Annotated in this window: 25 protein-coding genes; 18 read left to right on the top strand and 7 right to left on the bottom strand. The window is 60.7% G+C overall.

Features of this window, described 5'->3' with window-relative positions; translation table 11 throughout:
• Position 1: 1 nt before the first annotated feature.
• Genes AB7M16_RS10080 through drmB form a run of 3 tightly spaced genes read left to right on the top strand, consistent with a single transcriptional unit; the run spans position 2 to position 5880 of the window.
• On the top strand, positions 2–517 hold the full coding sequence (locus tag AB7M16_RS10080; RefSeq protein ID WP_453943805.1) for a hypothetical protein: 516 nt from the start codon (positions 2–4) through the stop codon (positions 515–517).
• A complete protein-coding gene (drmA, locus tag AB7M16_RS10075) occupies positions 514–4020 on the top strand; it encodes a DISARM system helicase DrmA (RefSeq protein ID WP_453943804.1) in 3507 nt (1168 codons plus the stop codon). Before AB7M16_RS10080 ends, drmA begins: the two co-directional genes overlap by 4 nt.
• Before the next feature lie 3 nt (positions 4021–4023).
• Entirely contained in the window at positions 4024–5880 is a 1857-nt protein-coding gene (gene drmB, locus AB7M16_RS10070; protein ID WP_453943803.1) for a DrmB family protein, read from the top strand.
• A 387-nt stretch (positions 5881–6267) separates the two neighbouring features.
• Here the strand turns inward: drmB and AB7M16_RS10065 are convergent, their stop codons facing one another.
• From AB7M16_RS10065 to AB7M16_RS10050, 4 genes are all read right to left on the bottom strand, one after another.
• Positions 6268–7059, bottom strand: a complete 792-nt coding sequence (locus AB7M16_RS10065; protein ID WP_453943802.1) for a hypothetical protein — start codon at positions 7057–7059, stop codon at positions 6268–6270.
• A complete protein-coding gene (locus AB7M16_RS10060; protein ID WP_453943801.1) occupies positions 7052–7888 on the bottom strand; it encodes a hypothetical protein in 837 nt (278 codons plus the stop codon). The genes AB7M16_RS10065 and AB7M16_RS10060 overlap by 8 nt, the downstream gene beginning before the upstream one ends.
• 290 nt (positions 7889–8178) lie before the next feature.
• Positions 8179–8541, bottom strand: a complete 363-nt coding sequence (locus AB7M16_RS10055) for a hypothetical protein (protein ID WP_453943800.1) — start codon at positions 8539–8541, stop codon at positions 8179–8181.
• 3 nt (positions 8542–8544) lie between these two features.
• On the bottom strand, positions 8545–9111 hold the full coding sequence (locus AB7M16_RS10050) for a hypothetical protein (RefSeq protein ID WP_453943799.1): 567 nt from the start codon (positions 9109–9111) through the stop codon (positions 8545–8547).
• A gap of 131 nt (positions 9112–9242) precedes the next feature.
• Here AB7M16_RS10050 and AB7M16_RS10045 point away from each other — a divergent pair, with 131 nt between their 5' ends.
• From AB7M16_RS10045 to AB7M16_RS10035, 3 genes are read left to right on the top strand one after another with little or no spacing between them, the layout of a single operon-like run.
• On the top strand, positions 9243–9650 hold the full coding sequence (locus AB7M16_RS10045) for a hypothetical protein (protein WP_453943798.1): 408 nt from the start codon (positions 9243–9245) through the stop codon (positions 9648–9650).
• 18 nt (positions 9651–9668) lie between these two features.
• Entirely contained in the window at positions 9669–10118 is a 450-nt protein-coding gene (locus tag AB7M16_RS10040; protein ID WP_453943797.1) for a hypothetical protein, read from the top strand.
• 2 nt (positions 10119–10120) lie between these two features.
• A complete protein-coding gene (locus AB7M16_RS10035; protein WP_453943796.1) occupies positions 10121–10573 on the top strand; it encodes a hypothetical protein in 453 nt (150 codons plus the stop codon).
• A gap of 8 nt (positions 10574–10581) precedes the next feature.
• Here the strand turns inward: AB7M16_RS10035 and AB7M16_RS10030 are convergent, their stop codons facing one another.
• On the bottom strand, positions 10582–10944 hold the full coding sequence (locus AB7M16_RS10030) for a hypothetical protein (RefSeq protein WP_453943795.1): 363 nt from the start codon (positions 10942–10944) through the stop codon (positions 10582–10584).
• A gap of 87 nt (positions 10945–11031) precedes the next feature.
• Here AB7M16_RS10030 and AB7M16_RS10025 point away from each other — a divergent pair, with 87 nt between their 5' ends.
• The 5 genes from AB7M16_RS10025 to AB7M16_RS10005 all read left to right on the top strand — a co-directional run bounded on the left by AB7M16_RS10025 (position 11032) and on the right by AB7M16_RS10005 (position 15317).
• Positions 11032–12195 (top strand): hypothetical protein, encoded by a 1164-nt coding sequence (locus AB7M16_RS10025; RefSeq protein WP_453943794.1) that lies wholly within the window; start codon positions 11032–11034, stop codon positions 12193–12195.
• A 150-nt stretch (positions 12196–12345) separates the two neighbouring features.
• Positions 12346–13242, top strand: coding sequence for a 3'-5' exonuclease (locus AB7M16_RS10020; RefSeq protein ID WP_453947151.1), 897 nt, complete (start codon positions 12346–12348; stop codon positions 13240–13242).
• A 268-nt stretch (positions 13243–13510) separates the two neighbouring features.
• On the top strand, positions 13511–13942 hold the full coding sequence (locus AB7M16_RS10015) for a hypothetical protein (protein WP_453943793.1): 432 nt from the start codon (positions 13511–13513) through the stop codon (positions 13940–13942).
• A gap of 105 nt (positions 13943–14047) precedes the next feature.
• On the top strand, positions 14048–14428 hold the full coding sequence (locus tag AB7M16_RS10010) for a hypothetical protein (protein WP_453943792.1): 381 nt from the start codon (positions 14048–14050) through the stop codon (positions 14426–14428).
• A 40-nt stretch (positions 14429–14468) separates the two neighbouring features.
• A complete protein-coding gene (locus tag AB7M16_RS10005) occupies positions 14469–15317 on the top strand; it encodes a hypothetical protein (protein ID WP_453943791.1) in 849 nt (282 codons plus the stop codon).
• Positions 15318–15404: 87 nt separating this feature from the next.
• Here the strand turns inward: AB7M16_RS10005 and AB7M16_RS10000 are convergent, their stop codons facing one another.
• Positions 15405–15920: a hypothetical protein gene (locus AB7M16_RS10000; RefSeq protein WP_453943790.1), complete on the bottom strand. Its 516-nt coding sequence runs from the start codon at positions 15918–15920 to the stop codon at positions 15405–15407.
• Between the two features lie 147 nt (positions 15921–16067).
• Between AB7M16_RS10000 and AB7M16_RS09995 the strand changes: the two genes are divergently transcribed.
• Positions 16068–16652, top strand: coding sequence for a hypothetical protein (locus AB7M16_RS09995; protein WP_453943789.1), 585 nt, complete (start codon positions 16068–16070; stop codon positions 16650–16652).
• A 152-nt stretch (positions 16653–16804) separates the two neighbouring features.
• Complete coding sequence (locus AB7M16_RS09990) at positions 16805–17755, top strand: DUF4238 domain-containing protein (RefSeq protein ID WP_453943788.1); 951 nt, start codon at positions 16805–16807, stop codon at positions 17753–17755.
• A gap of 124 nt (positions 17756–17879) precedes the next feature.
• Here AB7M16_RS09990 and AB7M16_RS09985 read toward each other — a convergent pair whose 3' ends face one another.
• A complete protein-coding gene (locus tag AB7M16_RS09985; protein ID WP_453943787.1) occupies positions 17880–18221 on the bottom strand; it encodes a hypothetical protein in 342 nt (113 codons plus the stop codon).
• A gap of 142 nt (positions 18222–18363) precedes the next feature.
• Between AB7M16_RS09985 and AB7M16_RS09980 the strand changes: the two genes are divergently transcribed.
• The 5 genes from AB7M16_RS09980 to AB7M16_RS09960 all read left to right on the top strand — a co-directional run bounded on the left by AB7M16_RS09980 (position 18364) and on the right by AB7M16_RS09960 (position 26059).
• Positions 18364–20109, top strand: a complete 1746-nt coding sequence (locus AB7M16_RS09980; protein ID WP_453943786.1) for a DUF262 domain-containing protein — start codon at positions 18364–18366, stop codon at positions 20107–20109.
• An 813-nt stretch (positions 20110–20922) separates the two neighbouring features.
• Complete coding sequence (locus AB7M16_RS09975; RefSeq protein ID WP_453943785.1) at positions 20923–21462, top strand: helix-turn-helix domain-containing protein; 540 nt, start codon at positions 20923–20925, stop codon at positions 21460–21462.
• Positions 21463–22224: 762 nt separating this feature from the next.
• A complete protein-coding gene (locus AB7M16_RS09970; protein ID WP_439402906.1) occupies positions 22225–24126 on the top strand; it encodes an ABC transporter substrate-binding protein in 1902 nt (633 codons plus the stop codon).
• Between the two features lie 65 nt (positions 24127–24191).
• Positions 24192–25196: an ABC transporter permease gene (locus AB7M16_RS09965; RefSeq protein WP_212255185.1), complete on the top strand. Its 1005-nt coding sequence runs from the start codon at positions 24192–24194 to the stop codon at positions 25194–25196.
• Positions 25196–26059 carry an ABC transporter permease gene (locus AB7M16_RS09960; RefSeq protein ID WP_260380219.1) on the top strand — a complete coding sequence of 288 codons (864 nt, stop codon included), beginning with the start codon at positions 25196–25198 and terminating at the stop codon, positions 26057–26059. Before AB7M16_RS09965 ends, AB7M16_RS09960 begins: the two co-directional genes overlap by 1 nt.
• The last annotated feature ends 2 nt before the right edge of the window (positions 26060–26061 follow it).

The following is a 26061-nucleotide window of genomic DNA, read 5'->3' as shown; positions in this document are numbered from 1 at the left end:
AATGTCCCGTCATCGCGGCCCAGTTCTGACGGACACCAACGTCATCATTGAGTGTTGGCGTGTATCCGCCTGGAAGGCTTTAACGAGCGGGTACGCTGTTGAGACGGTCGAGATGTGCGAGATCGAAACGCAAACGGGCCTGCAGCGGCGCAAGCGAGAGGAGCAGATTGATCGCAGGGTTCTGCGAGAGACGATTCAGACAATACACGCGGTGACCGATGTCCAGCGAGCCGCAGCGCTGCTGAGGGATGACCAGGTGAGATTCTTGGATGCTGGCGAGCAGATGCTCTGGGCTCATGCCATCACACGCTCGGACGAGTGGGTCCTTTGTGGACCGGACAAGGCAAGCCTTCGCGTGGGCATCCGGCTAGGCTTTCGCGATCGGCTTGTTTCGCTCGAAAAGCTCCTTGGTGACGTCGGCCATCGGCCGCGCGTGGCGCTTGGACAGCCCTATACTGAGAAATGGTTGCAACAAGCTCTCGCACAGTTGGTGTTATTGGAAGGAAAGAAGTCGTGACCACTTCCGTAGACGTGCGAGGGCAGCTGATCGATATCGTGCGACGCGACCTTATTGGTCCACATCCCGACCTGGATGCGGACCTTGCGCGAGAGGTTCTGGATGAGAAGCCGTCGCGCTGGTACGTCGGGGGCTTCCTTGTGCCTTCCTATGACGGCACCGCTCCGAGCAAGCAAGACGAAGACGAGACTGCTGAGAAGTCCGGAGACGAGCTTCTCAGCCTCGAAACCCTCGACTCTGCTCCACGAGGAGACGAGGACGAGAACGAATCCGCGGATCAGCCGCCGCGCGATCGTTTCTTGCCATCCTCGATAGGCTTGACGGTTATCCTTCCGGAAGCTGTCCACGATGTGACCGTTCGCGTGAATTGGGGAGACTATCGAACTGAGCCGCCTCTTCCCGAGGCATTGCTCCTTCCAGAAGTCGAGCCAGACGGCAAGAAGCCTGAGAAGCCAGAGAAGCTTCACTGGGTGCGAATCCCCGGAGAAACCAAGCTGAAGATCGATGTGACGCGCAATCAATCGGGCATCCCGATTGCCGGCAGCGGAGCATCGCAGCGTCCAGGTGGTGGACTCGAAATTGCCGTTCACCAGAGGACTCTTGAGCAGACAACGCCCGATGGAATCACTGAGCGGCATCGAGTGGTCACCGTGTTCTTGGTCAATCGGCGTAAGCGAGCCAGGGCGCCGTACACCGACGTCGCATACGCCTTCCAGGCACGGATCGAACTGCAATGTGAGCAGGGAATTTGCCCGCGCCATGATCATTCGACCTACAGCTCTGATGATTGGGATCTGCGGCTTGCGGATTTGCACTATCGCGACGTGCAGGAGTACGCTGTCGGACGCAACACCTCCGCTGGTTGGCAGTCATTACGCGATGGCAAAGCGAGTGCGGTAACGACTGCATGGACCGACTTCCTACCCATGCAAGAAGTGGAGCGCATTGCACCTAACGAGCAGATCATTGGTGTCGAGTTCGGGATGGATGCGCTTGCCTTAGCCGGAAGACAAGGGCCAGATGCTTTGTCCGCGGCTCTCGATGCGCTTCCGCAGCTGTACGCCGGCTGGCGTCAGGCCCAAGAAAGTCTTCTAATTGATTTGGCTCCGCGCCGTAGGGCTTTGGGAGCTGCCTTGCTCGGTAACGTCGGTACTGCGCAAGAACGAATTGCAGCGGGAATCGATCTTCTAAAACGGGATGCGCTTGCCAGGGATGCATTCGTGCTGATGAACACGGCCATAGCCATGGCGAACCGTCAGCGCGAGTCAACGCTCCAGAAGAAAGATCCTGCTTCCATAACGCCTCGATGGCGCCCCTTTCAGCTAGCATTCGTATTGTTGAATCTGTTGGGGATGACCGAAAAGACGAGCTCCGAGCGAGAGATCGTGGATCTGCTGTTCTTCCCAACGGGTGGCGGCAAGACAGAGGCTTACCTCGGCCTCGCAGCCTACGCGATCGCACTACGGAGGATTCGCGGGCCTGGGATTCTTGGGGCCGGTGTCAGCGTGATCATGCGGTACACGTTGCGGCTGTTGACGCTGGATCAGCTTTCCCGTGCCGCTGGACTCGTGTGTGCTCTCGAATTGCTCCGAACCAAGGAAGGCTTTGGGAAGGGCAAGCTCGGCGATTGGCCAATCGAGATCGGCTTGTGGGTCGGAGGTGCCGCATCGCCTAACCGTCTTAGGCCGAAAAATTCGAGTGACAAGGATGCTGCGACCACCTGGCTTAATCGATATCAGCGGAAACCTAAGAGCGAGAAATCGCCTGTTCCTCTGAAAGCCTGTCCCTGGTGCGGAGAGCCATTCAAGCCGGAGAGCTTCCACTTTCGACCAAACAAGCAGGCACCCCAAAATCTTGTTCTTAAATGCGAGAACCCCGAATGTGAGTTCACACGGGACCGTCTGTTGCCGGTGATCGTCGTGGACGAGCCAATCTACCGTCGGCTTCCAGCGTTCCTAATTGCGACCGTGGACAAGTTCGCTGCGCTTCCTTGGGTTGGTGAGAGTGGCGCATTTCTCGCGAATGTCGACCGATATGATGACCAAGGCTTCTATGGTGCGGCTGCTCCTGGCCGCGGGCGCCCGCTCGGAAATGGGCATCGGCTAGACCCGCCGGATCTCATTATTCAGGACGAGTTGCATCTGATCTCAGGACCTCTCGGTACAGTAGCTGGCCTGTACGAAGCCGCCATCGATCTTCTTGCCTCCCGTCCGGGAGGATCGAATGAAGTCCGACCCAAGATTGTTGCGTCGACGGCGACCGTTCGGCGGGCGGAAAAGCAGATTGCCGCACTGTTTGATCGTACCAAGACCGCGGTCTTTCCGCCTCCGGGTATCAATAGGACCGACAGCTTCTTTGCCAAGACGGTGCCCTCGTCGCAGGAGCCGGCACGGCTGTATCTCGGGGTGGCAAGCCAGGGCCGCGGCCCGAAACTGCTATTCCTCCGCTCTTTGCAAACCTTGCTTTCCGGAGCTGCCATGCTGAGCATGCCGCCGACGCAGGGAACTGAAGATCCTGCGGATCCCTATCTGACGGCGCTATGTTATTTCAATGCCCTGAGGGAGCTGGGCGGCGCTCGCCGTATCGTGGAGGACGAAATCAGAGAACATGCGGCTACTTATGGAGACAAACGTCGGCGCGTGACTCCTCAAGATGCTCCATTTGCAAATCGCCAGTTGCGGCTTCCGCTTGAATTGACTTCGCGTGTCTCCACTGACGACGTAGCTCTTGCGAAGGAACGGCTAGGCCGCGCGGTAAGGAAGCTTGCGGGAGAAACGGATGACGAGAGCGTAGATGTAGCGCTCGCGACCAACATGATCTCTGTCGGCCTTGATATCGGTCGGCTCGGACTAATGTTGGTTCAGGGGCAGCCAAAGACGGCCGCAGAATACATTCAGGCAACGAGTCGCGTCGGCCGTTCGAGCAACAAGCCAGGGCTGGTGGTGACCCTGCTGAATTTGCACAAACCACGAGACCGGACGCACTACGAGCAGTTCCGCGCGTTCCATGCCTCTTTCTATCGCGCCGTAGAGGCTACGAGTGTGACCCCATTTGCGCCGCGGGCGCTCGATCGAGCGCTTGCCGCCGTCATCGTCGCTGCTGCTCGCCACCTCGATCCGTCCTTGTCACCTTCCGGTGCTGTAAGCCGGATCGCAAATTATCCCGCTGTGCGCGACAGGGTCATTGCGACCCTGCAAAGACGTGCACTGTCCGCAGGCGTCGATGCGAATACGATAGCGCGAGCGCAGGCTCGGGCCGTCCAACTATTCGATCTGTGGGCCAACGTTGCTGCGGACCAAACATCGACTGGCGCGCCATTCACGTATGACGAGGGTGGGGCGCAGCGCAGGCTATTGCAGTACCCGCTCGATGTTGCGTCGGAAACTCTGGACCCTGACCACCAGCAGTTCATCGCTGCACGATCAATGCGGGACGTTGAGCATTCCGTTTTCCTCAAGACTTGCGATCCCTTTGGACGATCGCTGCAAGATGTGGACGATTGAACCATGAGCCGGGCAAAACAGAGCTTAAGCCAACTGTTCACTGCATTCGGTCCAGGAGCCATGCTGGATTTGCCGACCCGTTCGGTCGTAGTCGGAGGCTTGGATCATTGGGACGTAAACAGAGCTGCGTTCATGCAGATCAACGAACCGCGCCTGACAACGTTGTTGCATGCGGTTCTGTCGCAAACGGGGCGCTGGGATCCCGCCAAGCCAGTTCAGCTGCGGACACCACCAATAGCGAACGAAAATCGTCAGGACACGGACCCTGCTGGTGTGGCGGTGCGGGTATTTCCAACTTGGTTTACTTGCGAGGGCATACCGGACACTGTAACCGGGAACCCTAGAAGGCGGCGGCTGGTCCGATGGACCGAGTTGGATGCGGCAGGCGGCAGGAAGAAATTCCAGCGAGATGACGGCAAGAAAGTAGACGTAACACCGATCCGATTCGTAGGCGCCTGCAAGAACGGGCATTTGCAGGATATCGATTGGAAATGGCTGGTTCACCGTGGCGTGCCATGCAGCGAGGCGATGTGGATTGAAGAGCAGGGGACAAGTGCAGACCCAGCGAACATCAGAATCGGCTGTTTGTGTGATCGGCCTTCCGTTTCACTCGCGGATGCCTTCAAGCCTGGGTTCCTAGGAGTTTGCAAGGGCAGTCGACCGTGGTTAGACAATCCCGATCAGGGATGCACGGAACAGCTCCACTTCCTGTCTCGCTCCGCCACGAACACCTATTTTCCGCAGACAGTTACGATTATCTCGCTGCCCATCCATGAGGATGCTCTGAGTCAATCCATCCGCAAACATTGGACGAGCTTGCAAGGAGCAACCGATCCGGCGTTCATTGGAGTCTTGAAAAATGTGCCGGAGATTGGCGCCTCCATAGGTAGGTTCAGCAATGAGGAGGTTTACGCCCGCATAGTTCAGTTGCGGGAGGCCGTTGTTCGCGAGGCGTTACAGGACCCAAAGATCGCTGAGTTTGACCTGCTCGGAAGCGGCGAGGCCGTGATCGGAACTGATGGTCCACGCGAGCCATTGTTTGCTGAAGCAGTGCAGGAGATCGACTTCGATCGCTGCAAGACAACAGGAGGGGAATCCCTTCTGGAGGCCGTTGTTGCAGTCCACCGGCTTCGCGCCGTGACGTGCCTCTATGGCTTTACAAGGCTAGAGCCGGCTCCCACCTTCGCTGAGCAGCTTCTCGAAGATGTTCGTCTTGCGGTCGATGGGGCTCCGCTGGCGGAAGCTGCGGATTGGTTGCCGGCCATGGAACAGCTCGGAGAGGGGGTATTTCTCAAAATCCGACCGAAAGCTATTCGCGATTGGATCCAGGGCAAGTTCGTCCAGGAGCGGGGCGAGGTGCTCAGGCGCGGAGCTGAAAGTTATGCGGCGCGATACAACGCGGCTCAGCAATTCTCCGGCGCACCGTACGTAGCGCTGCATTCGCTTGCTCACGCGCTGATGGCGGAGATCTCACTTGATTGCGGCTATCCATTGAGTTCTCTGAAAGAGAGGGTCTACTCAATCGCTGGTGACGGTGTGCATCAGCCAGATCGATTTGGACTTCTGATCTATACTGCCAGTTCTGGCGCCCAAGGCACACTGGGCGGTTTGACGGGAATCGCGAGCCGGATGCCCGGCCTTCTCGTGAGCGCTCTCGATCGCCTCCGATTGTGTTCAAACGATCCTATTTGTGCTGATCACGATCCCTCAATAACGGGTGACGAGCGGGCTCTTCTTGGTGCGGCCTGTCATTCGTGCTTGCTCGTTCCGGAGACGAGTTGCGAAACACGCAACAATTTTCTCGATCGTGCCTTGTTGATCGAGACGATTGCTGGGACCAAAGCGAACCTTTTTCCGTGAGGACACTGTCCGCGGCTCTCACGAAGTGATTGCGGACATCCCTCCGGCCTATGTCGACGAGCGCCGCTGGCCTGAGCGAGTCTGACTGAGCGAACCATCCGTTGGATCTTTATGCCATGCACCGCCACGTCGTAGAGTGTTGCCATGGCCGCTGCGCTTAGTTCGCCGGCCAACGTAAGTGCGTTCCCGCTCCGTTCACTTGATCGCCAAATTGGTTGAGCTGACAGGCGTGCTGACCTCGCTCGTTCTGAAACACCAGGGAAATTCCATCCTGCTATGCCGGCAATGTTCGGAGCCTGCGCGGGAGAACACACAAGCCTTCGAAAGATCGCCGCGCCGGACGCGGCGGCAGGTCGAGAAGGCGTAGCCGCCTACTAGAGGTGTGACTCAGATCGCGCAGCGCACCGAAACCATGAACCCCGCTGCCCGCGGCTTTCTGGCGACGTGAGCATTCACCAGCGTCGGCGACTTGCCCTGCATGCCGAGGGCATGATCGCCCGACCGGAATCGAAGTGTAGCGTTCATGTTCACCAGGCTCTTGAAGAGCGTGCTGAACCCGGTACCACGCTGCGCGGCCTTCCCGAATCGCGACTCGCCGTCGGTCAGAGCGCATTGCAGCGCGTCGCCCTCGTCGGCCAGGTGGGCGTACTCCGGATTTGACCGGAGGCTGGCGAGCGCTCCTATCCCGTCGTCGGCGACCGCGAACTCGAATGATCCGGGGCGCCCGGCGAACACGACGAAGCCCGTCGACGCGGACTCGGAGTGCTCTAGGACGTTGTCCGCGATCTCTCCCATGGCGCCCATCAGACGGCCGACCGCCTGCGAGGGAAATCCCGCTGCAAGTGCCGCTTTGTGAGCTTCGAGCTTGAACGATGTCCATCGCATCGGCTCAGTCTGCATTACATCGCATCGGAGGAATCCGGACCCGCTGCCGTGCGGAGATGCCCATCTTTCGGAACCGCCGGCGGCCGCACGCAGCACCGTCTCGGTCCCGTTCAAACGTAGCCACGGCGCCGAGTTCGGCGGCGGCAGGAGGCCGGTGCGCGCCAGCTGAACCATCTCGATCAGGGGACCGAGGTCGCCGGCGGCGTATTCTGGTAAAGCGCCGAGCCGGCCTCGCGCGGCCGCGAATGCAATGCCGTCGAGCGCTGCGAACGTCAGGCTTTCGGTTTCAGGCAACTGCGACCGCCGGCGCCGGGGGCAGATCTCCACGCATCATCTTGGCGATCGCGTCTCGCGAGATCTCCCAGTTGGTTTCGAACAAATCGTCCAGCAGCTGCCTGGCGGCGGTGGGGTAGAGCCACCAACTCACCTTCTCGCCCTTGAGCGCGTGATACCTCATCATGGTCTTGAGGAACGCGGTGGTCTCCAGGAACGTGACGCCGGCGAACGCCGCGCACAGGTCCGGCAGGAGGTCGCCGCCGCCGCGGACGAGAAGGTGCAGCGGCCTGCCCACCGTCTTCGCCACCTCGCACAACCAAGCCGCATGTTGCGAGCGGCGGGTGGGGCGGCCCGTCCCCGTCGTGAACTCGAAGCTGAGATGTGTCACTTCCGGATGCGCGAGGATGAATTCCGCCCACCGTTCGTAATCACGGTCGGTCCTGCCGTTGACGTGCAGCGCCGCCGGCATCCCGGCGTCGAGGAATTCGCCGTGCGCGATCGCGATGCGCTTCATCGCGTGCAGATCGTCCCAGCGCGGGCGGTCCACGAACAGGCTGTAGTTTGGAGTCGTCGCCAGGACCGCACCGCAATCCAGGGCGGCCTGAATGATCACCTTGCGTCGCTCCCGTCCGAGCTCCCACCACCTTTCCAGGGGGCGGTCCCGCTGGACCGCCGTGAGTAGAAGCGGCGTCTCGGCCGAGATCTTGTAGTACGCGCTGAGTTCGGCGCGCGTGCGGTATTTCGGCAAACCCTCCCTGCGGTCGAACATGCCATAGAGCGAGACGCTCGCGAGGGCAGGCGCGAAATGTCTCTTGCGCTTCGACCCGTGGAAGATCTCGGGAACCACGAGTGGCAGCGTTGGAGCGGGGAGGAGCGGCGCCGGCGGAAGATCGAGCTCGAAGCCGTGGACTTCGTGAACACGGGAGGCGTAGTCGGGATTGCTTCGGCAAACCCTGTCGCATTTGTCAGTTTGGCCGCAGCAGAAGCTGAGACAACTCCAGACGGCCGCCTCGATGGAGAGCCCACCGCAGAGGGGCCTTTCCGCACATCCGGCGCACCCCATGGACATCTGATGGAGATTCCGGTCATGCCGGAGCCGGCGCTCGGGGGTTTCGAAACGATTGCGCTTTCGCGCGCCTACTGCGGCCGGGCGATGCATACGGAGATCTCCACGACCCTGGCCATCTCATGGACCTCGTCCACGATGCCTTGCGCCACGCCGCAATTCGCCTCGATTGCCGCCACCAGCGCGGCGGGTGCATCCTCGCTGAGAGCGAGCTCCGTGTGGCCGCGCGACACCAGGAGCCCGCGTCCCACCTTGTCGATCGTGATCCTGTCGCCCTTCTTCACTGGGGCGCCCCCCAGCAGAACCGCCTCGAACGCCCGCGACTTCGTCGTGGGCAGGCGGTTGAAGAGATCCTGAGTGACGAGGTCCAGGCGACCCTTGTCCCAACACTTTTCGAACTGCGGAGCCGCTTTCTGCTGAAAATCCGCGCCCATAAATCAAACCCCTTCGAAAATAGGCTTGTAGCGCTTCGATCGCCCTTGGCTGATCTCCGCAACCAAACCGAGCATTGCCAAGTTCGCCAAACGATTATTCCAGGCCGTCGGACTCTTGACCGGGTCCGTGGCCGCGAAGTCGCGCATTAGTTCGCCGGCGTCCGTCTCACGGCGCTGCTGCACCAAGTCGAACGTCAGCCGCTGCTTCGGGTCGAGTTCTCCGATGGGGGCGGCTTCGACGACCTCATCGTCCTGCACCACGCAGGACATTAGGACGCCGCCGCTTCGGCCGAGGAGGTCTTCCAGTTCTTCGCGGACGTCCTGATTCACGTTGGCGACCACCGGGTAGAAGTTCGAGCGGCGACTCCGGATCGCGTCCCTGAAAGCCAACACGCTTTCCCGTAGAAAGCTGGAAGTCGCGACCGTGACCCAGCCGAAGTCCAGCAGCACGGGCGTGACCGCCGGAGGCTCCCGCGCAGTGTTCTTGAGCAGCTCGGCGAGAACCATTCGTCCGGTTGTTGCCCCGGAGAGCACGGGCCCGCCGCCTAGGTCGCACATATTCACAATCATTTATAGCCTCACGTGTTGGACGTGAGATAGGCGGCTCGGCATCACTTCGCAAGGCCTCGGGCTGAAAAATCCCTGTTTTCCACCGTTCAGATGCCTCGACTCCAATGTTCATGATATGTTCTAGTCATGGGATGACCGACCCTCCCGCCAGCTGGCGTATGCCGACCCGGAAGCAACTGGACGCCATGGCCCGTGCCGTCGCCAGGAAGGCGCCGCCCGCGCACGCTTTGGCTCCGAACGACGACCTGCCCGCGGAATACTGGCGGTCCCTTCTGGAAGACCCCCGTGCCGACGGCGGCCGCTCGGACCCGGGTTGCTCCGGACGCCTGCTGCGGCTGAGCCAGATGTCCGGGCACCTGCTGCGGATCGCCTGTCGGCGCTGCGGCCGGACCGTCGAGATCCAGAAAGTCGACGCCGTCAGACTGTACGGTCCGGATGCGGTCTGGAAGGTCGTCGGACAGCGGCTGCTGGACAACACTTGCAACCAGCGGACCGGGCGCCATGAGGAAGACGGTTGCTGGCCGTCCTACGGCGATTAGACCGGGGGCGGCAAGGCCATGGCGCCCAAGCACCACCCGACCCCGCTCTCCGGAGGCGACCGCAAGGCTCTCGCCAAGGAGCTCGGCCGCGCCCGCGCCATGACCGCGATTCTCGCCGCGCAGTCTGCCGAAGCCAGGGCGAAAGGGGAGGCGCTCATCAAGCAGGCCGACCGGCTCCTGTGCGAATCCTGGAACGAGCGCATGTGGGCGGACGGCGGCCCCATCGACCCATCGCCCACCGTCGACCAAGCTATCAACGGCGGCTACCCATGGGTCGAAATCGAATGCTCGAGATGCAAGACCAAGCGAGACGTCGACTTAGCTGCGCTGTCCCATCCGCCGACAACCTTCGTGCACGATCTGGCGAGTAGGCTGCGCTGCAGTAAGTGCGCGAAGGCTAATCGCCGACCCGCCGCCACGCTGCTACAGTTGGCGCAGCGCCCTCGCCAGGCCGCTCCGGAGACCTGAGCATGACGAACCAGGTACCCTTCAGCGTTCCACCGTTGCCATTCGCCTCGCACGAGCTGCTTGCACGCGCACGTCAGTATCGGGGCGTTGCGACATCCCTCGTCGATATCGAGAACGGACGCCCCAACTGGCCGAAATATACGCTACTGTTTCATGCGATCGAGCTTGCGCTGAAGGCCGCGATCGTTTCGTTCGGCGAGCGCGGCGTTCCGCAACCTGCAGGCCCGCAGCCCGGGAATCACGACCTAAATGCGCTCTACGAGTACGCCACCTCCTACGGTTTGATTAGACGGCCGGAGATCCTCAAAGATCTGCCTCACGTTTCGGAACTGCACGTCATCCATTACGCGCGCTATCCTCAAGTCCCGGTCCGTCCGGTCGCGCTGATCTCGCAGTACGACGACCTCGTCGACCAGATACTGCATGACGTGACGGATGCGCTTCGGGGCGTATAGGTCGCAGGTCAATCGGCTTTCAGCCGCCTCAGGACTTCGACTTCAAGACTCCGGTCGGAGAAGGTCCGCCCGGTCACCGTACCTTTGTAGACGCCCTGGAAAGACTTCACCGAGTGCGGGACGACCGCGTAGTCCTTGGCATCGGCCAGGGCGAAAACGAGCGGCGCCGGATCCTGCAGGCGCGCTTCCATGTCGCCCGCGTCCTGGTAGTTCACCTTCTGGAATTTCCTACGGGTCGACGGATCGATCCGGAAGTCGCGTGCCCAGGCGACCGGGATCACGTCGATGGTTCGGCCGGCGGCGATCCGCTCGACCATCCAACTTCCGCGATGGGTGAATTTCAATTCGAAACCGTCGGCCTTCTTTGCCATAGTGCATCATACCGCAGAACCGCTGCCGCAGCAGCGGGTCGGCCAGTGTGGCGGAGGCGTTAGCCGTCCGACCAGAGGAGCGCGTCGTTGACCGGCTTCAACCATTATCCCGACTGCACCTGCGGTTGGTGCGTGAACTATGGACGGATGTCCGGCTCGGAACGCCGCCACCTGGAGTCCGACATGCGCCGCCGGGACGCTGTGCGGGAGCTGAAGCTTGCATCGGCGCGATCCATCTCCGGATGCTACGTAAATCCGAACGCGAAGTGCCCCGTGTGCGGTGTCGGCGTGTTCTTCTACGCAAACGAGCACGGCAGTCGGGTCTTCTTCGACGACCTCGGTCCTCCATGGCCGAAACACCCGTGCACGGACATTCCTCGGGACTACGTTCCGACTAGCCGCATGCCCGTTCGCCGAGCCCGCGGTTCGATGCAGGAACTGATTTCCGCTGCGAGCGTGGCAGGCCTATTCACCAACAAGGTATTCGGGCGACGAGCCGCCGACGAATGGACCATGCTCGTCGTCCTCTCGGTCGATCGTGAGGGCGACGACAACGGCGTGACGGCGGAGTTTCTGGATTCACGCGAAGGGGAAACGACCAAGTTCTCCTGCCGCTCGGAAATCCCCATCCTTGAATCGGGCGACTTCATCAACATGAAGGGTAACCAGGTTTCGTTCGTCCACAAGGACTCGCTCTGGCCGATCACGTTCACGATCGGCGGCACGGTCGACATCCCCAAGGAGCCGCCGCTGGATCCGGTCCCGGCGGCGACTCCGGCAAAGGAAGAGCCGCCGCCGAAGGGGCGCCTAGTCCGTCCGATCGAGAAGAATAAGCAGGAATTGTGGGGCCCGATGACCGAGGCGGAAATGATTCACTTCAATTCGGATGCCGTCGGTCTGGGCGATTTGTTCTCCAAGCTCGAACCCATCGTGAAGGCCTATGCCCGCGAGCACACCCGAAAACCACCCGACGTATCGAGACGGCTGAATGCCGAGGGCCATCGAACGGCAGCGGGAGATGTGTGGACGCCCCGACTCGTCCGCTTCCTGCTGGCGCTCATGTTCAACGACTCTGGAAAAAACGCCAAGCCTCCGATAAGATCAGAACCGGTTTTAAGTCGTCGATCCGAGCGCCCTGCAAGACCGGCGGTGGCGATGGACGACAAGGACGAGATCGCGAGACGGCTTTCGTCACTGGGTCGGGTGACGATGACCAGGAATACCGATCGCCGACGAGATCCCGAACAGTAGTCATGCTGCGGCGCCACGGCTCATGCGGCCCGCAGCATGGGCCGAAAGGAACCAACATCCCCGAAAGGGCCGTGAATCGCGCCTTTTTCCGATACCTCGTGGCCGGCGCGACCAGTATTGTGTGGCGCCGCTGCAACCTTTCGAGAAACGATGTTTCAGGACGCAATTGGTCTCGCCGCGATGGCCGAGGCACTCGCCCGGTCGTCAGACTACCGCGTCCTGCGCCGCTTGGTCCCGCGAACCCAGTTCACACCGGTCGACGGACAGGCAACCAAGACCGGTGTTTTGCTGGACACCGAGACAACCGGTCTCGATCATGCCAAGGACGAGATCATCGAACTCGGTATGGTCAAATTCGCCTACCTGCCGGACGGCCGAATCGCCGGCGTCAGCGAGACGTTCTCCGCCTTCAACGAGCCATCCATCCCGATCCCGCCCGAGATAACCGCGATCACCGGCATCACCGACGACATGGTGGCCGGGTATAGGATCGACGAGGCGGCCGTCTCCGCCTTCGTCGACGACGCGGTGATCGTCATCGCGCACAACGCAGGCTTCGACAGGAAGTTCTCGGAGCGCTACTGGCCGGTTTTCGAGAAGAAGGCCTGGGGATGCTCGACGACCGAGATCGATTGGAGAAAGCACGGCTTCGAAGGTTCGCGGCTCGGCTACCTCCTGAACGGCGCCGGCTACTTTCACCAGGCGCACCGCGCTGTCGACGATTGCCACGCTTTGCTGGAGATCCTCGCACTCGAATTGCCGACGACTGCCGCGCCGGCGCTCGCACTCCTCCTCGAGACCGCCCGCAGGAAAACCGTGCGGGTCTGGGCGGAGCAGTCTCCGTTCGACCTCAAGGATTCGTTGAAGCGCCGTGGCTACCGCTGGTCCGACGGAAGCGACGGCCGTCCGAGGTCATGGTACGTCGACCTCTGCGAGACTGCGGTCGACGACGAGATCGCGTTTCTCAAAGCCGAGATCTACCTGCGGGACGTTGAGCCCCGGCTGCAGACGTTGAGCGCGTTCACGCGGTTTTCTTGCCGAGCCTGAGGCGCCTGTCGAGAGCCAACCGGCGCGGCGCTTGTCGCGCGAATTCGATCCCTCCCTGCCAAGTCATTCGCGTCGCTGCGCTGCATGAAGCGACGCCAGTCGGTCGTGATATGGTCACGGCCTGCGGGGAAGCCGGATCGAGGCGATCTCGGCAGCGGCGCCAGCCGAAGACAGATCAGAAGCTTAAGGAAGCGGCCGCGTTGGAATTCAGCTCATCGACGGTGTTCGAAGGCCGAAAGCCGGGTCGCGTATTGAACAGGGAATAGGAATGGCAAATTTTTCGGACGACATATTGCTGGATTGGGCCGATTTTCTGAGAGACTACGCCGAAAACTGGGACGATCATTTCAAGCAGTACGGGGACGACTTCTTCACGCAGGAATTCTGGTACCTGCTTGTCGGCATCGTCGAGGCCTATTGGCGCAAGGATCCCATGAATCTCGCCACGGCGAAGTCCGAAATCAGAGGACTGAAAAAGGCCGACGACAAGACAAAGAATACGCGCATCAAGGCGGCGGAAGATGCCGGTCTGATCAAAAGGCGCTCGTTCGCCGAACTGAGCGATGAGATTCGTCAGAATATGGGCGCGGGCGACAACCGGAAGACCTACCTGATTCCGACGCCCCGGCTCGAAAAGGAGTTGCGCGCTCACCTGTCCGAGACGCTTTCCGAGGCGATGCAAAAGCTGCCCCAAAAATAGCAGGTAAAAATTCCGGGTACTTTGCGCGAGGCCGCGCGGGCTCGTCTGCGCATCATGCGCTCCATCGGGATCGACCGTTAGATTCCGAAAAAAGGAGCGTCGGACATGAAATATTCGAAAATCACCCTGGCGATCGCTTCCGCCGCCGTCATCGCCTCGATGGCGCCGGCACGGGCCGATGGCCTCATCATCTGCAAGGCTGCCCTCTCGGCCCTGCCGGCCGCGGCGGGCTGCGCCGCCGTCGGCGTCGTGGTCCACGAGCTGCTCCTCGCGGAGCGCCCGTTCGGCCCGAACGGCGAGTTGATGCGCATCGTCGCGGCGCCGGTGAAGATCGTCGACGGCAACATCAAGGCATCGATGCGCGAGTCGGGCGAGGGGGCAAAGGTCCTTCGCGCCGTCGCCGGCATCAGCTGGCGGGACATCGAGGCACATGGCGTGTTCGGCGGCAGCAACTCGATCTTCCGCAAACCCCTGGGCGTCCACTGATCGGTCGGGGGCGGGTCCATCGACCCGTCCCTTCCACCTCTTGCATCAGGCAGAAAGGATTTCGGTCATGAGAAACATTGTCGCGGCCTTCGTTCTGGGACTGGCCACCCTCGGTGCATCCCCCGTATTCGCGGCGGGCGCATTCGACTTCCTCGATCCTTGCATCAAGGCCCGGAGCGAATTCGTCGACCAGCGCCAGCAGATGCGCGCGAGGGCTGCGGACTTCGAAGGCAGCATCCCGACCTTGGTCGCCAGCCCCGAATTCCGCGCCGCGTGGATGAACGCCAAGCGTGAGAAGGCCCGCCCGATCTTCGACGCGGAGTTCGCGCCGACCCTGCGCAAGCTCGGCGTCCCGGACATGGACAAGGCCTTCGAGGCGTGGTTCGCCGACGTGATGAGCTCGCTGCCGGCGGACGAACTCGACGGCCTGATCAACAAGAGCTACCGGGAGCTGGCGAAGGAGGAGTTGGCGGCGGTCCGCGCCAAGACCGAGGCCGAGTTCGAAGAGGCCAAGTCCGAACTGGACGGCTCCTGCAAGAAGGACGTCGGCAGCCAAGTGCTCCGCGTCGTGCTCGCGCCGATCGGCTGGATCGGCGGCAACTTCGAATCGGCCAAGGACGAAAAGAACATCGTGACCCAGGTGTTCAAGGCCGTCACGGGCATCAGCCCGAAGGACATCGCCAAGCAGGGTATCCTGGGAGGCGACAATTCCGAACTTCGCAAGCTTCTGAACGCGGTAGCGGGCGGAGAAAACTCGGCGGTTCGCTCGGGGCTCCGGTTCCTCGACCCCAGCAACGAAAAGGGGGTTCTCGGTGGCCATAATTCGGCGCCGCGGGTCATCGGTCGCCAGATCGATCAGATCGTGAATCCGTTCCGTTGGAAGTTGTAGCGGTCCGGAACAAACTGCCGCCTCGGGACCAGGCTCGGACGGCTCACACGCAGGGGGCCGGATCACATGCAGAGTGGTCCGGCTCCTCTATCCTTCAGCGTCGGACGCCACCGCCTCCTCCAACTCCTCGTCCTCTCCGAGTTTGGACTTGAGGCTGAAGCTGACCAGCCTAGCGCTGCGGTAGCGGAATTTCGAGCCCCTGAGCACGACAAATCTGAACCTCTCGGCGACAAGCATCTGGAGGATCGACGCCAGCGCGTCGTGGGGGATCCCCACGCTCGCATGCAGTCTTTCCGGATAGGTTTCGAACGACCCGACCGCGATCGGCTTGAGATCCTTTCGCCGCTCCTCCATCAGGCTAATCGACGGAAACAGCGATATTTCGACCCGAGCGGTTTGCAAGCCCGTCGGCCGCAACAGCCGTCCCTTCATCTCGACGTGCCGGTGCTCGTGGTAGGGATCGGGCGCATTCCGCAGCATGTTCAGCGCCAGCCAGTAGCTGAAATCCCAGCTTTCGATTCCGACGACGTAGTCGACGATTTCCTCTGTCGTCGGCCTACCCCGGCGCTTACTCTTCCTGGTCGATTTCGGATCGGCAGCCATCGCGCAGTCCCGTCTCTCAGTCCAGCAACGCCAGGCTATCCGAGTCGGTATCCTCTCAAAAATCAGCGGCCCCCAGCATGTCGACTGGCGCGCATTACCTGCGGGAGATAAGGTTCTCGTACAATTTCACGTTGCCCGGATCTCCACATGGATTTCGATGACCTCATCATCGAGCGACCGCCAACCGGCGGGGCTCCCGCCGACCGGCCGGACCGACACTTCTACGAAGGCGCCGTCATGCTGGCCTATGCCATGCACCTTTTCCGGACGGAGCCTGTCCGCCAAGTGAAGATCCATCCGGACGGACAAAATGCCCAGCAGATCGATTTCCCCGGCTGGCTCGAAAAACGCGGCTTCCGAAAGATTGCAAACGCCCGCAGCGCGTTCGCCGGCACTTTCGAAGATGCGGAGGGGCATCGGATAGTCATCCATCCGCAGTCCGGATTGAGCGATGTCACCGCAAATGCGAACGGAACGACCATCGAAGCCGAGTGCAAGGGTGGCACGATCTCGACCCAACATCCCGGTCGACTATCGAAGCTGGACAAAGGGCTCTGCGAGATCGTCGGACGCCTGATGATGAAAGCGCCAGGCACTCGCCAGGTCGCCGTCATGCCGGCTACGGATGTGACGCGCCGGGTAGGGCGCAAATTGGCGCCCCGCTGCGCGGCCGCCGGCATCCGTATCGCGCTGGTCGACCCGCGCGGCGGGGTCGAGGATTTGGAAGCGTAGGGCCGGTGCGCCGGCAGGGCGGGACAAGGGTGCAAATTGTGGGGAGCGAGACCGACAAAGCGAGCCATCGCCGACCGATCGTTCAGTGTCGCTTCTGTGGCCACTACTACATCCGGCCGTGCACAGCGACGACGCAGGCCGAGTGTCTGAATGTGAAGCTCGAAACGCCTCTGCCGGAGCCTCAAGCCTCGATTCGGCACCACTACATCCCGGTCTTCTATCTGAATCGCTGGCGCTCGGGCGATGACAAAAAGATCTGCGAGTACAGCCGCCCCCATAAAGCGATCTACGATCGCCGTATCCATCCCGTCCAGACCGGCTTTCAGGATCGGCTGTACGAAAAGAAGGGTGTCCCGAAGATCGTCGCCCAGCAGGTCGAAGACGATTTCATGAAGTCGGTCGACACGCTCGCGTCGGAAGCCCTTCGGCTGATCGAAACGGGCGACGCGAAGATAGATACCGACGCGAAGCACAGATCGGCATGGTCCTTGTTCCTCATCTCGTTGATGACCCGGATGCCGGAAGACGTGGAGGCGCTGGCCGGGATATTGGACGACGATTGGGAAAGGGACCTTCCGCGTGTCCGGCAGGAATATGCGAAGACGAAAAAGCTCGACGATCCACCGACGCTCGAGGAATTCATCGAACAGAAGGATCCCGATCACATGGCTCGGTGGACCATGAACGTCCTGCCTGAAGTCATGGATCACGCGAAGATGGGCCAGTCGCTGAACGCCATGCGCTGGTTCGTCGTGACCTTGGCGGCCGAGGCCCCCGCGCTCCTTTCCTCGGACAGGCCACTGTTCCTGTCGGGGGCGCTCGGCGCCGCGGACTGCTACCTGACTCTGCCGATCGCGGCCGACAAGCTGTTCATAGCCGTCAACAGCGCTGAGATGGAACAGAAGTTCAAGGCGCAGCCACAGAAGGAGTTGATCCACTCGACGAACCTCCAGGTCGCAAAACAGGCGGCCAAGTACGTGTACGGGGGCGACAATTCCGCATCGGATTTTGTCGACAAGTACATCTCGACCGATCGGCCGAAATGCTTCTTCGAAAGGTTGCGCAAGTTTCGAAAAGCGAAGTACGCGCCATGCCCGTCCTGATGGGTCCTACCGACAACGAATAGACGCGGCCATGCGGGTTGATTAGGCCAAAATGAATTATTGGCATCATCATTTGAGACTGTAGAGCGAATGGGCACCTCAGGTAAGCCAGTCGCTCTGCAGGTTAGTAAGGATTCCGAGTGTTTGGCGGGCAGTAGAGTTCAATAAGCCTGTCTGTACCACCGCGCAGACTTAGGAGTTGATCGTCGTCGGGACCCTTCCGAGCGTCGCGGAAATCGATCTGGTTCGGAAATCCGTTCACTCCTCTAACGAGGAAAGTGATGTCCGGATATCCGAGATCACGCTCCTCCTTCGCGATCTCGTTGAAATGGGTCTGGTACGGAAAATTGCCCATCTGTTTGCCAGGATGGATCCGATTGAAAAACTGCGTGTAAGTCGGGAAGGCCCCCGCGACGGCACAACGGAACAGTTCAGCACGGATCTTCGCCTTCAATGCAGTATCCATCGGTACACCTCCCTGATCCGGCAACTTTACGGCAGCATAGACAATTCGGTACCCTGGCCATTGGTACAACGGAAGAATTCCGAGGGATGGACTTCGAACTTGAAGTTGTATTTAAGTCGACGAAGATCGGGGAGGGGACTAGATGATTTCAGCCAATCAGCACGCCGTCGCTGATGTCCTGGGCGATACCTTCGTCCACGAAATACCACCCTACCAACGCCCCTACGCCTGGCTTCCAGAGCATGCCTTGCAGCTGTTCGAGGACCTCCGTGAGGCGATGCAGTCGGGTGACGGAGAGCCATACTTTCTGGGCAGCATTGTCCTCATCAAGCCAACTGGCCAAGTCATAGGCCAGGTCGTGGATGGCCAGCAGCGTCTCACCACATTGACGATTCTCGCCGCGGTGTTGCGGGACGCGGCGACTGAACAGCAGGAACGCGACGCGCTCGGGGCCGCTGTCTACATTGAACCAAACCCGTTCATGGATCAGGTCGAGGCCGTGCGAGTGATAGCGCACGTGGAAGATCGCGTCTTCTTTCGAGAAGCAATCCAATTCCCCGGGGGCACAGCCAAGACCGAACCACCTCACAAGCCGAAGAACGAAGCTCAACGCTTAATGTGGGAAAACGCAGTCAAATTGCGTACGAGCGTTTTATTGTTGAACGACGCAGATCGTCAGTCGCTCGTCAAGTTCCTGCTGAGGCGGTGTGTTCTCGTAGTCGTTTCAACGGAATCGCGAGCGGCAGCCCTGAGGATATTCAGGGTTTTGAACGACCGCGGTCTGGATCTGTCGAACGCGGACGTGATCAAGGCCGACTTGCTTGGCAAGCTCGCGCCGGCGGAGATCCCGCATCAAGCGGCACGGTGGAGGGAATTTGAGGCCGACTTGGGGCGCGAGGAATTCGAGGGGCTTCTAGAGAACCTCCGCTTCATCCGTGAGGAAACCAAAAACAGGCGTTCCCTGAGCGAGGCTTACGAAGAGCGATTCAAGAATGCTTCTTCCGCGGAGGTCAAAAAATTCATGGACGACGAGCTCGCGCCAGCAAAGCGTTGGATCGGCGAGATCCTGGACGGCGACGGGGAGGATTTCCCCGACGATGTAAGGCGAGACTGCATGGAAGCGCTCTCCGGGCTTCGTCTTCTGCCCAACAGGGACTGGATGCCCGTGGCGCTCGCGGCAGCGACGAAATTCGGAGCGTCGGATCGGCTGGTGTTCGCCTTGAGGAAACTCGAGGGGCTTGCCTGGATGATGCAGCTTGCCCGGCGATACGACACGCAGCGGCTAAACCGGTATGCAGAGATCATTAGGGCCTTGCGCGGACCAGACGAGGCGCTTGACGCTTGCCTGGCGCCGACCGCAGAGGAGAACGAGGACGCATGGCTGGCATTAAGCGGCCCAATCTATAGTCGGTTTCCCGTCAGGGTCGTGCGCGCCATACTTGAACGGTTGGACAGGCTTCTCGCCGAGCAACCCGTCGTCTGGGATGGTCAAAAGACAGTAGAGCACATCCTACCTCAAAATCCCGAAAAGGGCGAGTGGACTGAATTCGACCAGGAGCGCCGACGCGCGATAACGGACACGATCGGCAATCTTGTTCTGTTGACCTCCCGCAAAAATTCCAGCGCTTCGAACGCCTCCTTTACTGACAAGAAGAAGATCTACTCCGGTCAGGGAAGTACGGCGGCGGGAAAAAAGCGGGCAACCTACGCCAGCGCACAAGAACTGATCGCTTTGCCGCGATGGGATATCGAATCCTATGAACACCGACAGAGACGACATCTCTCATTGTTGGCCGAGCAGTGGGGGATAAACGAGGTTCCGATTAGCCCCGCGCGGGCCGCAGCCCGAGATATCGTGGCGGAACTCATCGGAAGTCGACAAGCATAGCGGGCCGCACAGGGGAGGTGAGCTCGACTTCAGCGCCGACCCGTGACGCTCAAGGTTCTTCGACTTCGAGCCCATCACAAGCCAGGGAGGACCTGGAGCGCGGTCGCTCTACTGCAGGCCGAGATGCCGCATTTAGAAATCGCCTCGTAACCCGTTGATATTGCTTCTGGGGATTCTCCCATCTTTGGAAGCTAAGTCATTGATTTCTTGCAAATCAGAGAGGACTCTTAATCAGCGGGTCCCAGGTTCGAGCCCTGGTGCGCCCACCATATAAATCAAACACTTAGCGGTTTAAGCAAACGGCAAAATAAGCGCCGTTTACACCACCGTTTAGCCGCGCCTTCGCCGCGGATCTGGCGCGGCGCTCTCAAGGACGATCTTCCCCGGACCGGCGCCTTCTAGATTTCGTACTCTCCGAACGGCGGCCGGCTTCAGGTCTTCGCTTCTGGTTCACCTCGAGCTTCCCGATTCGAATCTGATGCTGTACGCGTGCGAACCGGAGATGAGCTCAAACAAGTCTATTTTCCCCTCAGCGGGGTCTTGGCGTTCCTGGTCGAGATGTCGGACGGACACATTGTCGCTTCCACTCTCATGGGCTCGGAAGGAGCGGTCGGGGCTCTCTCTATTCTAAGTCCTTCGCACTCGCCAGTCACAGCAACGGCCTATGTGGCCGGAGCTGCGCTCCAGAGTCCCACGGTTGCAACAAGCCTATGAGCAAAGCGGCGCCATCAAGCGTGTTCTGCGCCTCCATCTCCGCACTCAATTGTTGCAGCTTCAGAATGTGGCTGCCTGCAACGCGGTGCACCCGGTGGAATGCCGTATGGCTCGATTGTTGTCGAGATACATGACCGTGTTGCGAGCAGCGAGATTGGATTGACGCAGGCGGCGCTCGCACAACTTCTCGGAGTGCGGCGAACGACCGTGACTCTAACCATGCGTAAACTTCGGGCGATCGGCCGCATCATATCGGAGCGGCGCGGCGCGTTGGAGGTCCATCGAACGCGGCTCGAGAACGTCGCTTGTGAGTGTTACTGCGTGATGCGCCAGAGGATCAAACGAATGGATGAGGAGGAGCTGAGCTCCCCGAATGGTTCGCATCTGCAATATTCCTCCGTTCAGATGAATCGAACGTCGTTCGCTATTGAACCGAAGCCGATGTGGGATAGATTACCTGTCGATGAAAGAGATGCTGGCCCATCTGGAACTGCTCCGCGTGCAAATGGCCGAGTGCGAGCGCCTTCAGCAGGCAGCAAGGAGCCAGCTCAAGCGCGATGTCTATGCGCGGGCGCTCACTCGTTACAAGGCAATCGCAAGAGAGCTGGAGCGAGCGATAGCATGCCTGCCCGACTTTAGGCCCCTGCGTCGGCCAGAAATAACATAAGGGCGAATGCTTTGCATCGTCCCCTGGTTGACGACCGTCGCTTCAGGCCCGTGCCCGACCTTAGCTCAAAGCGCCGAAAGGTCTGCTTCGCGCAAGTGACCTGAACAGGACGATGCGAGCGGGCCAAGGCAGCCTTTGATCCGTTGCGGTCATGCCGGTACTGTACTCGAGAGGGACATTCGTCATCACCGAGTCCTCCTGTTGACTTGAAATCAGTCTTTGCCACTGGCGAGCCTACGATAGGTCGCGAGATCGCTCGCGCCGGACGTTGGAATTATGTCGGGCCCGATGACCAGCGATGTACCAAGCCCGGCGTAGATGTATCGTGTGCCGTACGCTTTCTTCAACGCAACGAAGTTCGGTTCGCCCGTGCAGTGTCCGGAGAGATGTTCTCGATCGTGCACCGCGGTGATGCCCAGGGGTGTGCAAAAACATCCGGTCGTTTAGACGGGCGCGCAGGACGACGCCGCGGGCAGCGGTCGCGTGTCCTCCGGCGTTCAACGGGAGCAGAGAGCACCTCGTGGCGCTTGCGAAACCGCGATGCGAGGTCGCTGCGCACTCTACGCCGTAGGCTGCTCAGCCAGAGCTGTGACCCCGCCGTGCTGACCAGACGTATGCGCGTAACATAGGGAACCGATCCTTCACCCCGAGCAAGATTTCTGTTGTTACTCGTTTTTGCCGCCTTTAGCATTCGTCGCACAAGTATCGAACCAAGCTGCACCGGGAGGAAGATGATGCGCTGCCTTCGTGCAATTCGGTTGCTTGCGTGCGCTCTCGTGATGGTGGCATTGCTGTTGGCGGCGCCGGGCCACGCGCAGGGCACTTTACAGAACATCCCTAGGAAGCAACTGCTGATCCTTGAAAACCCGGAAGGGACCGTCAAGAACGCCGGATGGTTCAACATCTGGGCCATCAACGCCGGATCGCAGTCGAACGGGCTGCAACAGGTCGCCCTCGATACCCTCTGGTACATCGATCCCGAAAGCGGTGTGGACGGCGTTTGGGACAACTCGCTGGCCGCCGACAAGCCCCAATACAATGCCGATTTTACCGAGATGACGGCGAAGCTCCGCAAGGGCATCTTCTGGAGCGACGGTGTTGAGTTCACCGCGGATGATGTCGTCGCGACGGTGACGATCCAGATCAAGCATCCGGGAATGCGCTTCAGCGCGGTGCTCGCGAGTAACGTGGCATCCGTCGAGGCGCCAGACCCGTATACGGTGGTGTTCAAGCTCAAGAAGCCCAACTCGCGCTTCCATGCCAATTTCACTGTGCGCTGGGGCGCGGTATGGATATTGCCCAAGCATGTTTTCGAGAAGGCGGATGATCCGGCCAAGTTCGATTTCAACAAGCCGGCTTCGCTCGGCGCCTATGTGCTGTACAGCTACGATCCCGACGGCAAATGGTACATCTGGCAATTGCGCGACGACTGGCAGCGCACCACGCTCGCCCGCTACGGCAAGCCCGGGCCGAAATATCTCGCGTATATCGATCCCGGCCCGCCAGACAAGCGGGTCATTGCCCAGCTCAACCACGAGCTCGATGTGGTCCATGATATCGCGCCCGAGGGCATGTTTGCCCTCGCCAAGCAAAGCAAGGTGACACGGGCATGGTTCAAGGGATTTCCTTATGCCCATCCCGATCCGACGCTCCCGGCGGTGATCTTCAACACGCAGAACGAGCTGTTCAAGAACCCCGACGTGCGATGGGCGCTCGCGCTGTTGATCGACATCAAGGCGGTGTCGATGGCGGCCTACCGTGGCGCCGCCACCATATCCGCCATCGGCGTGCCGCCAACCGGCGCCCATCCGGCAACGTACCATCAGCCGATAGAGGAATGGCTCAAGGGTTTCGAGATCGACACCGGCAAGCGCAAGATCAAGCCGTACGATCCCACCATCGGCAAGCAGATCGCCGAAATGCTGCGGCCTTCGATGGGCGAGCAGATACCATCCGATCCCGCGGAGATCGCCCGTGCCTTTGGCATGGGCTGGTGGAAGGTCGATCCGCAGGCCGCGCAGGAACTGCTCGAGAGGGCTGGTTTCACCAAGCGCGGCGGCGCCTGGATCACGCCGGATGGCAAGCCCTTCACCGTTCGCGTGATGGTCGAAGGCGACCTACGCCCGGTGATGACGCGGGCCGGCAGCATGATCGTGCAGCTATGGAAACAGGCGGGCATCGACGCCCGGATCGATGTGGCGCAGGGGACGCTGCCGACCCGGCGCGCGGCCGGCGATTTCGACACATTCATCGGCTGGAGTGTCGAGACCTGGGGCGGCCACCCCGACCTGTCCTACTTCCTCGACAGCTGGCATTCGCAGTTCGTCGCGGAGCCGGGCAAATCGCAACCGTTGCGCAACTGGCAGCGCTGGTCCAGCCCCGTGCTTGACAAGATCATCGAGAGCATCCGGATGGTGGGCTTTGACGATCCGAAATCGATCGAGCTCGGCAAGGACTACATCAAGCTCGCGGTGAAGGAGATGCCGACCATCCCGCTGATGGCGTACAACGTCTTCACGGCGATGGACCAGACCTATTGGACGGGATATCCCACGTCGGAAAATCCCTACACCAATCCGGTGCCGAACTGGGGTAATTCGCGCTATATGCTCGTCAAGCTCAAGCCTGCCGGCTAGGAGTCATGAGGAGGCGGCGGGTCGCGTCTGTCCGAACGCCGCGGTCCGGCCTTCTGGGGGTGTCGATGAGCGGATATGTTGCGTATGTTGGCCGACGGCTGGCGCAGTTCGTGCTCGTGGTCTTCATCGGCGTCAACCTCGCTTATGTGATTACCCATGCCACGCCGATCGATCCCGTCGAGCAGTCGATCTCGGCGGTCACCTCCTTTGGCAACACGGCTCCGGATGCAATCGAGCAGATGCGCACTTCGCTGCGCGAGCTCTACGGACTTGGCGGCTCGCCTGCCCAGCAATATCTGGCGTTCTGGAAGCGGATCCTGCGCGCCGATTTCGGTCCTTCGCTCTCGGCGTTTCCAACGCCGGTCTCAACGTTGATTGGCCGTGCGCTACCCTGGACCGCCGGGCTGCTCGCGATCTCCACAATCATCGCCTGGGGGCTCGGAAGCCTGCTCGGCGGACTTGCCGGCTACTACCAGAAAAACCGCGGGCTGAAGCTGATGGGGCTGGTCGCGATGGGGCTGCATCCGATCCCTTATTATATCGTGGCGCTCGTGCTGCTGATCGGGTTCGGCTTCCTCTGGCCGGTGCTGCCGATCACCGGCGGTTCGGCGATGAACCTGCCGCAGACATTGACATTCGATTTCGTCGTCAGCGTGCTGCAGCACGCCATCCTGCCCGCGCTTTCGCTGATCCTGATCGGCGTGGGCAGCTGGTTCCTCGGGATGCGCGCGCTGGTGTCCAACGTCGTGACCGAGGATTATGTGCTCTATGCCGAGCTGGCGGGTGTCAGGTCTGGGCGCATCCTGTCTTCCTACGTGATGCGCAACGCGCTGCCGCCCCAGCTCACAGGGCTCGCCATCTCGCTTGGCGGAATCTTCAACGGTGCCGTCATCACCGAAAAGGTATTCGGCTATCCAGGCGTCGGCTCGCTACTGGTCGATGCCGTCTATGCGGGGGACTACGGGCTCGTGCTCGGCGTGACCACGGTCTCCATCCTCGGCGTTTCGACCGGCGTGCTCGTGATCGATCTGCTGTATCCACTGCTCGATCCCCGGGTGAGGGTCAGCTGATGACTGCAATCCTGCGTGACCTCCTGCGTTCCCACGCCGAATTCCGGATCGGGGCCGCGCTCATCGCCATCGTGCTGCTGTTGTCATTGCTGGCGAGCTTCTCGCCCTATTCGCCGCAGGACGTCTATGTGGTGCCGCCGGATGTGCCGCCGGCGCTGACCTATTGGTTCGGCACCACATCGCGCGGCCAGGACGTGTTCTGGCAGCTGACCTTTGCTCTTCGCAATACCCTGCTGTTCGGATGCACCGTGGCATTGATCAGCCGTCTGTTGGCGCTCATGGTCGGGCTGCTCAGCGGCTACAAGGGCGGTTGGATCGATCGGGCGCTGATGTCGGTGAACGACACCTTCATCGTCATCCCGCTGCTGCCGATCCTAGTGCTGTTCTATTTCGTGATGCGCGACCGCATGTCCTGGCTGCTGCTGGCGCTGATCATGGCCTGCCTCGGCTGGGCCTACGACGCGCGTCTGATCCGCTCGGCGGCGATGAGCCTGCGGGCCCGTGAATTCACCCAGAGCAGCCTGTTCTCCGGCATGAGCACGCGCGAGATCCTAGTCCAAGAGCACTTGCCCTATGTCTTGCCAATCGTGTTCTCGACGACCATGAACAACATGGTATGGTCGATCGGGCTAGAGGTGACGCTGGCGGTGCTCGGCTTCACCGACATCAACACGCCGACGATCGGTGGCATGATCTATTGGGCCAACCAGCATACCGCGATGGTTGCGGGAGTCTGGTGGTGGATCGCCTTTCCGACGATCGCGGTCATCATGACCTTCATTGGGCTGTTTTTGCTGGCGGTGTCGATGAACGACTACATCGATCCGCGCGGCCGTCTCGGCAGCTTGGGAGGCGCGCCGTGATT

Source organism: Bradyrhizobium sp. USDA 372 (assembly GCF_053629095.1).
This window is presented reverse-complemented; position numbering and strand designations above follow the sequence as displayed.